Annotated in this window: 11 protein-coding genes and 1 rRNA gene; 1 reads left to right on the top strand and 11 read right to left on the bottom strand. The window is 71.7% G+C overall.

Annotated features, from left to right (window positions below; genetic code table 11):
- Window positions 1-14: 14 nt before the first annotated feature.
- The 10 genes from PKE79_RS09135 to PKE79_RS09180 all read right to left on the bottom strand — a co-directional run bounded on the left by PKE79_RS09135 (window position 15) and on the right by PKE79_RS09180 (window position 10,259).
- Window positions 15-1,076: a hypothetical protein gene (locus PKE79_RS09135; RefSeq protein ID WP_271173383.1), complete on the bottom strand. Its 1,062-nt coding sequence runs from the start codon at window positions 1,074-1,076 to the stop codon at window positions 15-17.
- Between the two features lie 181 nt (window positions 1,077-1,257).
- Window positions 1,258-2,160: a site-specific tyrosine recombinase XerD gene (gene xerD / locus PKE79_RS09140; RefSeq protein WP_271173384.1), complete on the bottom strand. Its 903-nt coding sequence runs from the start codon at window positions 2,158-2,160 to the stop codon at window positions 1,258-1,260.
- Window positions 2,161-2,168: 8 nt separating this feature from the next.
- Window positions 2,169-2,738, bottom strand: a complete 570-nt coding sequence (locus PKE79_RS09145; protein ID WP_271173385.1) for an NUDIX domain-containing protein — start codon at window positions 2,736-2,738, stop codon at window positions 2,169-2,171.
- Entirely contained in the window at window positions 2,738-4,426 is a 1,689-nt protein-coding gene (gene pyrG, locus PKE79_RS09150; protein WP_271173386.1) for a CTP synthase, read from the bottom strand. Before pyrG ends, PKE79_RS09145 begins: the two co-directional genes overlap by 1 nt.
- A gap of 168 nt (window positions 4,427-4,594) precedes the next feature.
- Complete coding sequence (gene recN / locus PKE79_RS09155) at window positions 4,595-6,286, bottom strand: DNA repair protein RecN (RefSeq protein WP_271173387.1); 1,692 nt, start codon at window positions 6,284-6,286, stop codon at window positions 4,595-4,597.
- On the bottom strand, window positions 6,283-7,239 hold the full coding sequence (locus PKE79_RS09160; protein ID WP_271173388.1) for an NAD kinase: 957 nt from the start codon (window positions 7,237-7,239) through the stop codon (window positions 6,283-6,285). The genes recN and PKE79_RS09160 overlap by 4 nt, the downstream gene beginning before the upstream one ends.
- Entirely contained in the window at window positions 7,236-8,036 is an 801-nt protein-coding gene (locus PKE79_RS09165; protein WP_271173389.1) for a TlyA family RNA methyltransferase, read from the bottom strand. Before PKE79_RS09165 ends, PKE79_RS09160 begins: the two co-directional genes overlap by 4 nt.
- Entirely contained in the window at window positions 8,033-8,188 is a 156-nt protein-coding gene (locus PKE79_RS09170) for a hypothetical protein (RefSeq protein ID WP_271173390.1), read from the bottom strand. The genes PKE79_RS09165 and PKE79_RS09170 overlap by 4 nt, the downstream gene beginning before the upstream one ends.
- A 9-nt stretch (window positions 8,189-8,197) precedes the next feature.
- The gene (locus tag PKE79_RS09175; protein ID WP_271173398.1) at window positions 8,198-9,238 is read right to left on the bottom strand and encodes an HAD-IIA family hydrolase; all 1,041 of its coding nucleotides are present in this window, start codon (window positions 9,236-9,238) and stop codon (window positions 8,198-8,200) included.
- Complete coding sequence (locus PKE79_RS09180; RefSeq protein ID WP_271173391.1) at window positions 9,222-10,259, bottom strand: tetratricopeptide repeat protein; 1,038 nt, start codon at window positions 10,257-10,259, stop codon at window positions 9,222-9,224. The genes PKE79_RS09175 and PKE79_RS09180 overlap by 17 nt, the downstream gene beginning before the upstream one ends.
- 39 nt (window positions 10,260-10,298) lie before the next feature.
- Between PKE79_RS09180 and PKE79_RS09185 the strand changes: the two genes are divergently transcribed.
- Window positions 10,299-11,048 carry a hypothetical protein gene (locus PKE79_RS09185; protein ID WP_271173392.1) on the top strand — a complete coding sequence of 250 codons (750 nt, stop codon included), beginning with the start codon at window positions 10,299-10,301 and terminating at the stop codon, window positions 11,046-11,048.
- Between the two features lie 183 nt (window positions 11,049-11,231).
- Here PKE79_RS09185 and rrf read toward each other — a convergent pair.
- Window positions 11,232-11,326, bottom strand: a 5S ribosomal RNA gene (gene rrf / locus PKE79_RS09190); the annotation flags it as partial.

Genomic DNA, 11,326 nt, shown 5'->3' on the forward strand with positions numbered 1-11,326 from the left:
CGTGCGCGCACCGCTCAGCTCGCCTGCTCGGCAGCGGCCTTGTACGCCTCGAGCTCGGCCTTGTTGTCGGCGATGAACTGCTCCTCGAGCTCGAACTGGATGCGCAGGCTCGCGTCGCGGTAGTCGGTCTTCTCGCGGCAGTCGAGGTCGACGAGCGCGATCTCGATCTCCTTCTCGGCGAGCTCCTTCCACTCGGGCGTCTGCGTGGGGTCGCTCTGCTCCTCGAGAGCCGCGAGCTCCTCCTCGCTCGCGTTCTCGAAGTCGAAGTCCTCGTACGCGGCGTTCTGCTCCTCGTAGAAGGCGTTCTGCTTCTCCGAGAGCTCGTTCATCGGGTCCGCCTGCTTCGTGTAGCCCGCGTGGCCCGCGTCGGCCATGCACGACGCCCACTCCGCGTCGAGCTCGACCATCTCGGGCGACTCCTGGACGGTCGTGTAGAGCTCGTCCATCTTCGTCATGAGCGGCTCGAACTCCTCGTACAGCTTGTCCCAGAGGTTCGTGCCGTACACCTCGTCCGACGCCTCCCCGTTGCAGCCGCGATCGGCGGTCTCGTAGAACGCGTTCCAGTCGAACTCGGGGTCGCTCATCTCCTCTTCGGACGGCTGCTCGCCCCAGAGCGTCTCGTTGTAGGCCAGCTGCTCCGACTCCGATAGCGACTCGATGTACTCCTGGTTCGGGTCGACGTACTCCTCCGGCTCGGGCTGCGGCTGGTCCTGCCACGGGTCGTTGAACATGCCGTACCCGTACTGCGCGACCCACTCGCGCGACTCGGGGTCCCAGACCCCGTCGTCCTCGAAGACCACGCCGCCGTTCTGCAGGTTGGGCACGTACTCGAAGCCCTCGGCCTGCATGCACTCCGCGGTGCGCTCCTCGATCTCGCGCGTCTGCTCGTCCATCTGCTTCTGCTGCTCCTCGGGCGAGAGGTCGCTGCCGTACACGGCCGCCGTGTACTCGTTGAGGGGCGAGTCCTCCCACGAGAGCTCGGGCTCACCGCCGCCCTGCTGCGAGCATCCCGCGAGGGTCGCGGTGAGGATGGCCGCCGAGGCGACGAGCGTGAGAGGGCGTGTGGTTCGCATCATGGTCCCTGCGTCGAGGCGCGGCGAGCGCGCGGTGCTGTGTCCTGCCATCGTTCCAAGCGCGCGACCCGCGGGGCATCCGTCTGGAGGATGATCTGCGGAGGCGCTCTCACTGAGGATGTGTCGCCGCAGCGCGGATTCCTCTTATCGCGGAGGACTTCGTTACCGACCCGTGATATTCCGGTCAGAGCGCTCGGGGATGGCTTGTCGCGTACACATCGCGGAGCGTGTCGACCGTGACGTGGGTGTAGATCTGCGTGGTCGCGACCGACGAGTGGCCGAGGAGCTCCTGCACGACGCGCACGTCGGCGCCGCCCTGCAGGAGGTGCGTCGCGAACGAGTGGCGGAGGGTGTGCGGGGACACGTGCGCCTCGAGGTGCGCGCGCTCCGCGGCCGCCTGGATCACGAGCCACGCGCTCTGCCGCGAGAGCGGGGCGCCGCGGGCGCCGAGGAAGAGCTTCGCGGTGGCCCTCCCCTTCGCCGCGAGCTCGGGGCGCACGCGCGTGAGGTACGCATCCACCGCGGCACGCGCGAACGACCCCACCGGCACGATGCGCTCCTTCGAGCCCTTGCCGCGCAGACGCAGCACGTCGCCGCTCGCGAGGTCGTCGACATCGAGGGAGATCGCCTCCGACACGCGCGCGCCGGTCGCGTAGAGCAGCTCCAGCAGGGCGCGATCGCGGATGCCCAGGGGCTCGTCGGGCGAGGGCGCGGCGAGCAGGCGCTCGACCTGCTCGATCGTCAGGGCCTTCGGGAGCCGCTGCGGCTGCTTCGGAGGACGCAGCCGCTGGGCGGGATCGTCGGCCGCGAGGCCCTCGCGCACGAGGAAGCGGTGCAGACCGCGCACGGATGACTGGAGGCGAGCGAGTGAGGAGGCAGCGGGCGGCGGGTCCTCCGCGGCCCGTGCCGCCGCGAACTCCGCGGCGATCGCGGGGGTCACGGCGTCGGCATCGTCGACCCCGTTCGCGCGCAGCCACGCGGCATAGCCCTCCAGATCGCGGCGGTACGCCGCGATCGTGTGCTCCGACAGGCCGCGCTCGATCGTGAGGTGCCGCAGATACGCGTCGACGGCGCGCTCGAGACGCACGTCGCGTCCTAGGCGCCGCGCAGCCGCGCCGCGGTCAGCAGCAGTCCCATGCCCGTGGTCGCGTTCCGGAACCGCCCCTCGACGACCGCACGCACGGCCTCCTCGAGGGGGAGCCACTCCACGCGCATGTCGGCCTCCTCGCCCTCGCGCTCGAACGCGCCTTCCGTCGGAGTGAGGTCGCGTGCGAGGAACAGGTGGATGAGCTCCGACGTGCCGCCCGGCGACAGATGCACGGCGCTCAGCTCCTGCCAGTCCGCGGCCTCGAGGTCGGCCTCCTCGGCGAGCTCCCGCTGCGCGGCCTCGAGCGGGCTCTCGCCCGCGACGTCGAGGAGCCCGGCGGGGAGCTCCCAGTCGCGCTCGCCGATCGGATGGCGGTACTGCTGGATGAGAAGGACGCGCTCGTCCGCGTCGAGTGCGACGACCGCCGCCGCCCCGGGATGGGCGAGGTACTGGCGCGTCAGCTGGTCGTCGCCGTAGACGAAGCGCTCCGAGACGATGTCCCACACGATGCCGCGGAACGCGACCTCGCTCTCGACGATCTCGACCTCGTGGGCCTCGTCTCGGAGCTCCTCGGTCATCAGGCGTTCTCGACGTCGAACAGCTCGCTCGCCCGGCTGCGCTCGACGGCCGCGCCGACGAGCCCGCGGAACAGCGGGTGCGGGTCGGTCGGGCGCGAGCGGAGCTCGGGGTGCGCCTGGGTCGCGATGTAGTACGGGTGCACGTCGCGCGGCAGCTCGACGAACTCGACGAGGTCGAGGTCGGGGTTCAGGCCGGAGAACACGAGCCCCGCCTCGGCGAGCTGCGCCCGGTAGGCGTTGTTGACCTCGTAGCGGTGGCGGTGGCGCTCCTGGACCTCGGGGGCGCCGTAGAGGTCGGCGGCGAGCGAGCCGTCCGCGAGGCGTGCGGGGTACAGACCGAGGCGCATCGTGCCGCCGAGGTCTCCGCGGTCGAGGATGTCGACCTGCTCGGCCATCGTCGCGATGACGGGAGCAGTCGTCTCGGGGTCGAACTCGGTCGACGACGCGTCGGCGATGCCGGCCACGTCGCGGGCGTACTCGATCACCATGCACTGCAGGCCGAGGCACAGGCCGAGCGTCGGGATGCCCTGCTCGCGGGCGAAGCGGAGCGCTCCGAGCTTGCCCTCGATGCCGCGGATGCCGAATCCGCCGGGCACGCAGATGCCGTCGAGCGACGACAGCTGCTCCTTGGCGCCCTCGGGCGTCTCGCAGGTGTCCGACGGGATCCAGCGGATGTTGACCTTGGTCTCCTGCGCGAATCCGCCGGCCTTGAGCGCCTCGGTCACCGAGAGGTAGGCGTCGGGCAGGTCGATGTACTTGCCGACGAGGCCGATCGTCACCTCGTGCTTCGGGTTGTGGACCGCGTGCAGGACGCGGCCCCAGCGCGTCCAGTCGACGTCGCCGGCCTTCTCGGCGAGGCCGAGGCGGCGCGCGATGTAGGCGTCGAGGCCCTGCTCGTTGAGCGTCGAGGGGATGTCGTAGATGCTCGGGAGGTCGACCGTGTTCACGACGCCCTCGATGTCGACGTCGCACATGAGGGCGATCTTGTTGCGGTTGCTCTCGCTCACGGGGCGATCGCTGCGGAGCACGAGCGCGTCGGGCTGGATGCCGACCTGGCGCAGCGCGGCCACCGAGTGCTGCGTGGGCTTCGTCTTCTGCTCGCCGGATGCGCCCATGAACGGCACGAGCGACACGTGCACGAAGAACACGTTGTCGCGACCGAGCTCGTGGCGCAGCTGCCGGGCCGCCTCGAGGAACGGCTGCGACTCGATGTCGCCGACCGTGCCGCCGACCTCCGTGATGATGACGTCGGGACGCGGCTCGTCCTCGGCCTGCAGGCGCATGCGTCGCTTGATCTCGTCGGTGATGTGCGGGATGACCTGCACCGTGTCGCCCAGGTACTCGCCGCGGCGCTCGCGCGCGATGACCTGCGAGTAGATCTGGCCCGTCGTGACGTTCGCGGCCTGCGACAGGTTGATGTCGAGGAAGCGCTCGTAGTGCCCGATGTCGAGGTCGGTCTCGGCGCCGTCGTCCGTGACGAAGACCTCGCCGTGCTGGAACGGGTTCATCGTGCCGGGGTCGACGTTGAGGTACGGGTCGAGCTTCTGCATGACCACGTGCAGCCCGCGTGCGGTGAGGAGGTTCCCGAGACTCGCGGCCGTGAGCCCCTTGCCGAGCGAGGAGACGACACCGCCCGTCACGAAGATCTGCTTGGTGGTGTCGTCGCGCCGTGCCTCAGGAGTCTGCATCACGGGCTTCGATCCTAACAGTCCGGGGTGGGAGGAGGTCGTGCCGCTCGCAGTGTGCTCCCAGCGGCGGATGCTTGTCGCGGCCGACGGGAGGCGCCGCGCCCGGCATCCTTCGGGCTATCGTGCCACGTTCCCGGCGCGCGGGCGAGAGCGACCTCGCGGGCGGTGTCAGACGGCGGTGTGGGCGAGCGCGAGAAGCTCGCGCGCGTGGGTCAGCGCAGCGTCCGAGTCGGCCAGTCCCGAGAGCAGCCGTGCCATCTCGGCCTCGCGCTCTGCACCCTCCAGGCGCTGCACGCTCGAGCGGGTGACCGACCCGTCGTTGGCCTTGACCACGCTCAGGTGGTTGCTCGCGAACGCCGCCACCTGCGCGAGGTGGGTCACCGCGATCACCTGCGACGACTGCGCGAGGCGCGCGAGGCGCTTGCCAACCTCGATCGCCGCGGCGCCGCCGATGCCGGCGTCGACCTCGTCGAACACGAACGTCGGCACGGGGTCGGTCTCGGCGATCACGACCTCGATCGCGAGCATCACGCGGCTCAGCTCGCCGCCCGACGCGCCGCGCGCGACCGAGCGCGGCTCGGCCCCGGGGTGCGGGGAGAGCAGGAAGGCGACGTCGTCGCGCCCGGTCGCCGATTCCTGGCCCGACGAGACCTCCACGACGAGGCGCGCGTCGGGCATCGCGAGGGCGTGCAGCTCCTCCGTGACCGCGTCGCCGAGGCGCGTCGCCGCCTCCCGGCGCGCGGCGGTGAGCGCCGCGGCCGCGGCGTCGAGCGCGGCACGCGACTCCTCGCGCTGGGCGGACAGCCGCTCGATCCGGTCTCCGTCGTCGTCGAGCTCGGCGAGCCGCGCGGAGCCCGTCTCGAGGAGGGCGATCGCGGCGTCGAGCGACCCGTGAGCGCGGACGAGAGAGCCGACCGCGGCCCGGCGCTCCTCGACCGCCGCCAGCTCCTGCGGCCCGGTCTCGTCGAGATCGGCGAGGAAGCCCGAGAGCTCGACGGCGAGGTCCGCCGCCCGGTATCCGAGGTCGGCGATCTGCTCCGCCAGGGTCGTGAGCGCCGGGTCACCCGCGCGCTCGAGCGCGCGACGCGCCTCGCTCACGAGCCCCGAGACATCCGGAGCTCCCTCCTCGCTCGAGAGGGCCTCGCGGGCGAGCGCCGCCGCAGACCGCAGCTCCTCGGCGTTCGCGAGCCGCTCGGCGCGCTCGGCGAGCTGCACGTCCTCGCCCTCGACAGGGGCGATCTGCTCGATCTCCGCGAGGGTCCCGCGCAGGGACTCCGCCTCGGCTTCGCGCGCGGCGCGCTCGGTCGTGAGGGTCTCCAGCTCGCGCTCGAGCTCGCGGTGCGCATGCCATGCGACCCGGTAGGCCTCGAGGGCCTCGCGCACGGGCGCTCCCGCGAAGCGGTCGAGCGCGTCGCGCTGCGCGGCCGCCGAGCGGAGACGCAGCTGATCGGTCTGGCCGTGCACGACGACGAGCGCATCAGCGAGGTCGGCGAGCACCCCGGCCGGGGCGGCGCGGCCGCCCACGCTCGCACGACTGCGACCCTCGGCGGCGAGCGTGCGCGAGAGATACAGCTCGGCGCTGCCGTCGCCGATCGGCTCCAGGTCGCCGCCGGCGTCGCGCACGCGCTCGGCGACCGCGCCGGTCTCCGGCACGATCCACACGCCCTCGACGACAGCCTGCGTCGCCCCCGCGCGCACGGCGCCCGAGTCGGCGCGCTGGCCGAGCAGCAGCCCGAGGCCGGTCACCACCATGGTCTTGCCCGCACCGGTCTCGCCCGTGATCGCCGTGAACCCGGCGCCCATGGGCAGGGTCGCCTCGGCGATCACGCCGAGGTCGCGCAGTCGCATCTCCTCGATCACTCGTGGGCCTCCAGGCTCGGCAGCGTGAGGGTCTCGGTGGGCGTGTGCTCGCTCGGGCCGCGCCATCCCTCGGTCGGCAGCTTGAACTTTCGGACGAGCCGGTCGGTGAACGCGGCGGGGTGCAGGCGGGCGAGCAGCACGGGCTTCGGCGAGCGCCGCACGACGACGCGCGCACCGGGCGGGAGCGGGTGCGACCGGCGTCCGTCGCACCAGAGGACGCCGGTGCCCGCCGAGTCGTCCTTGAGCTCGACCGCGACGGCGTGATCGGGCCCGACGACGAGGGGCTTCGAGAACAGCGTGTGCGCCGAGAGCGGCACGACGGCGATCGCCTGCACGGTCGGCCAGATGACGGGCCCACCCGCGGAGAAGTTGTACGCCGTGGATCCCGTCGGAGTCGCGACGACGACGCCGTCCGCACCGTACGCCGTGAGCGGCCGACGGTCGACCTCGATGATGACCTCGATCATCCGCTCGCGCTGGTCCTTCTCGATCGCCGCCTCGTTCAGGGCCCACGTCTCGTAGACCACGCGGTCGTCGTCGTCCTTCACGATGACGGCGAGGGCCAGGCGCTCCTCGACCGCGTAGTCGCCGATGATCGCGCGGTGGACGGCCTCGTCCATGTCGTCGCGCTCGATCTCGGCGAGGAAGCCGACGTGCCCCATGTTGACGCCGAGCACAGGCGCCGTGCCACCGCGCACCAGCTCGGCCGCGCGCAGGATGGTGCCGTCTCCCCCGAGCACGATCGCGATGTCGATCTCGGTCAGGGCCACGTCGATGCCGAGAGCCGGGACGTCGGCGAGCTCGGCGACGATCGCGGACAGCTCGGCACGGTCGTCGGGGGCGAGCACCGGGACGGCGCCCTCGGCGCGCACGGCGTTCACGACCCGCACCGCGGCGCGCACCGTGTCCTCGCGATACGCGTGGGCGACGATCAGGATCCTGCGCTGCGTCATCGTCCTCCCGCCTCCGTCACGATCGTGTCCTCCCATTCTGTCGGATCCGCTCCGCGGCCCGGCGAGATGTGCACAAGCACCTCGACATTGCCGTGCGCGCCCTCGATCGGCGAACGGCGCACCGCGCGGGTGCCGAGGCCGAGATCCCACGCGGCGCGCAGGACGCCGCGCACGGCGTCGATGCGGAGAGCGGGGTCGATCACGACACCGCCGCGGATGCCGGTGCGCCCCACCTCGAACTGCGGCTTGACGAGCAGGACGACGTCGGCGCCGTCTGCCGCCACCGCCGCGACGGATGGCAGGACGAGCGTGAGCGAGATGAACGACAGGTCGCCCGTGACGACGGAGGGCGGTGTCGCGATGCCGCTGGCCTCCGCGAGCCTCTCCGGGGTCATGAACCGCACGTTGAAGCCCTCGACCGCACGCACCTCGGGATCGCTCGCGACCGCTGGCGCGAGCTGTCCGTGGCCCACGTCGACGGCGATGACCGGGGACGCCCCGCGGGCTCGGAGCACCTGGGTGAAGCCGCCGGTCGACGCTCCCATGTCGAGCGCGGCCCGGTCGGCGACCTCGATCGAGAACGCGTCGAGCGCGTGAATGAGCTTGTGGGCGCCGCGGCTGACCCACTGATCGGCGGCGTCCACCTCGATGCGCGTCGTGTCGTCGACCCTCGCCGACGCCTTCGTGACGATCTCGCCCTCGACCCGCACCGCGCCATCCGCGATGAGGCCCGCCGCGTGCGTGCGCGAGCGCGCGAGGCCGCGCTCGGCGAGCGCCGCGTCGAGTCGCTGCGTCATCGGGGCGCGGTGCCGTCGCGAGGAGCGGACTCGAGCCGCGCGGCCAGCTCGTCGTGCAGGGCCGCGTACGCGCTCGCCCGCTCGGCGAGAGGCTGATCCTCGATCACCCTGAGCCGGCTGACGAGCTCTGCGCCGTGGTCCTGATCCGTCACCCGTTCAGACTAGCCGCGGCGGAAGCGGTCCTCGTAGAGGCGCTCGGGCACGCGGAAGCCGAAGATCTGGCGGCCGGTGTCCCAGATCGCCTTCGACGCCGCACGCAGCAGGTCGATGTCGTGCGTTCCCTCGCTCACGATGTGCACGTCGGGTCCGTCGATGCGCACGGCAGCGTCGCGGACCCAGACCGTGTCGCCCTTCACGCGGGCGACGGGATACGGCTCGAAGAGCTCGCGCAGGTCGCTGAGGATGTAGGTCGGGCGCGAGTGAGACGGCGCGGCGAGGATGTGCTTGGGCCGGTCGATCCCCGTCAGCACGATCGCCGACGCCATGCCGGCCGCCTGCGCGCCCATGATGTCGGTGTCGAGCCGGTCGCCCAGGAACAGCGGGTTCTGCGCCGAGAATCGTGCGACGGCCGCGTGGAAGATCGGGGCCTCAGGCTTGCCGGCGACCGTCGCGAGACGACCGACGGCCGTGTGCACGGCCGACACGAGCGTGCCGTTTCCCGGCGCGACGCCCCGCGCCTGCGGGATCGTCCAGTCGGTGTTCGTCGCGATCCAGGGGATGCCGCCCTCCTCCTCGGGAAGAGCGAGGGCGAACGCGGCCTCCGCGAGCTGAGTCCAGCCGACCTCGGGTGCGAAGCCCTGGACCACGGCCGCCGGCGCGTCCTCGGCACTGCGGGTGACGACATAGCCGGCCTTCTCGGCCTCGACGACGAGGCCCTCCCCGCCCACGACGAGGATGGTCGAGCCTGCCGGCACGCGCTCCGCGAGCAGGCGCATGGCGGCCTGCGGGCTCGTCACCACGTCGTCGGGCGCGGTGGGGATGCCGAGCTCGCTCAGGTGAGCGGCGACGGACGCGTCCGTCCGCGAGGCGTTGTTCGTGATGAACCCGAGCCGGCGGCCCTCGCTCGTCGCACGGTTCAGGCTCTCGACCGCGTGCGGCAGCGGCCCGGGGCCGGCGTAGACGACGCCGTCGAGGTCGGCGAGGAGGACGTCGACCCCCTCGATGGGTGCGGGGCCATCCGTCCGCTTAGAAAAGAGCGCCATCGGGGCGGTCATCCTCCGTCGTCGATTCCTCAGGTGCAGGCTGCTGCTCTCCGCGCGCCTCGGACTCGGCGTCCTCGGTGTCGACCGGTGTCGCGTCCGGCTCGGCGGCAGCGGCGTCGTCCGGCGTCGCGTCGGCGGCGCCCTCGATCCCGGCGGCGATCAGGATCTCGGACACCTCGTCCTCGATCGTGAACTCCTGTTCGGGCTCGGGCTCCTCTGCCGGCTCGGGCTCGGGCTCCTCTGCCGGCTCGGGAGCGGCTGCGGGCTCCTGCTCGCTTGCGGACTCCTGCTCGGAGGCGACGTCGTCGGCCGCGTGCTCCTCCTCGGCCGGGAGCGCCTCGGTGTCGGTGTCGTCGACGAAGATGAAGTCGTCCTCGTCTGCGCCGCGGTGCGCGAGGAGCGCTTCCTCGGCGACCTCCGCCCGGCGGCGCCACGACGCCGCCTCATCGGTGCGGCCGAGGTCCTCGAGCACGTTCGCGCGTGCCGCGAAGAGACCCGGGCTCCACTCGAACGCCCGATCGGGATCGAGTTCCGGGATGTCGAGCTCGTGCAGAGCCAGCTCGGTCTGACCGAGATCCAGACGCGCACCCGACATCGCGATCGCGAGCTCGACGCGCGCCGCGACGTCAAGGGCCTCGCGGTCGGCGGCGCGACCCTCCTCGAGCGCCTTCTCGGGGCGCCCGACGCCGCGTTCGCTGTCGACGATGAGCGCGACGTTGTCGTTGCGTCCCGTGATCCTCCGCTGCGTGCGCAGCTCGCGCAGGGCGAGCGCGAAGTCGCCGTTCGCGTACGCGGTGATCGCCAGCGTCTCCCGGGCGACGCCGATGCGGCCTGCGTGTCGCACCGCGGCGAGGGCGTGCTCGTGGGCGAGCTGCGGGTCCTCGTCGATCAGGCGCGACGCCATCGCGAGATGACGTGCGACGCGCTCCGCGTTCTCCTTGCTGAGGGTCTTCAGCTCGTTGCGGGCTGCCGGCGCGAGATCGCGCGCCGTGATGTCCTCGGGAAGGAACGGATCGGGCACGCGAGCGTGCTCGGGCGGACGCGACGCGCCGCCATCGTCGTGACGCGGACGCGCGGGTCGGCTGTCGCGGTCGTAGGGGCGGCGCGGTCCGGCCTGACCGTCGCGGCTCTGCGGACGGCGCTGCGGGCGGTCGTCCCGCTGGTAGGGGCGACGGTCGCCGGAGCTGCGGTCGTCACGGGAGTACGGACGACGCTCACCCGAGTTCCGATCATCACGCTGGTACGGACGACGCTCACCCGAGTTCCGATCATCACGCTGGTACGGACGACGCTCCCCCGAGTTCCGATCATCACGCTGGTACGGACGACGCTCCCCCGAGTTCCGGTCATCACGCTGGTAGGGGCGACGGTCACCGGAGTTGCGGTCGTCCCGCTGGTAGGGGCGACGGTCACCGGAGTTGCGGTCGTCCCGCTGGTAGGGGCGACGGTCACCGGAGTTGCGGTCGTCCCGCTGGTATGGACGACGCTCCCCCGAGTTCCGGTCATCACGCTGGTATGGACGACGCTCCCCCGAGTTCCGGTCATCACGCTGGTAGGGGCGACGGTCACCGGAGTTGCGGTCGTCCCGCTGGTATGGACGACGCTCCCCCGAGTTCCGGTCATCACGCTGGTAGGGGCGACGGTCACCGGAGTTGCGGTCGTCCCGCTGGTACGGACGACGCTCCCCCGAGTTGCGGTCATCACGGGAGTACGGACGACGCTCCCCCGAGTTGCGGTCATCACGCTGATACGGACGACGGTCACCGTCTCGCTGCGGGCGCCCATCACGGGGACGCCGGTCGCGGGATGAGCTGTCGGAGTATCGGGGACGCGCCCCGTCACGCCCACGAGCCCTGTCGTCGCCGCCGCGCGGTCGTGACCCGCCCTCGGGGCGGTCGTTGTCTCCGTCGTTCGGCATGTCTACTCCTCGGTGATGCCCGTGTAATGCACGAAAGGGTCATCCATCGTCGGATGACCCTTTCGTCTACGTGAAGTCCGGCGGTGTCCTACTCTCCCACAAGGTCCCCCTTGCAGTACCATCGGCGCTGAGAGGCTTAGCTTCCGGGTTCGGAATGTGGCCGGGCGTTT

This window comes from Microbacterium barkeri, from assembly GCF_027921765.1.
Classification (GTDB): Bacteria; Actinomycetota; Actinomycetes; order Actinomycetales; family Microbacteriaceae; genus Microbacterium; species Microbacterium barkeri.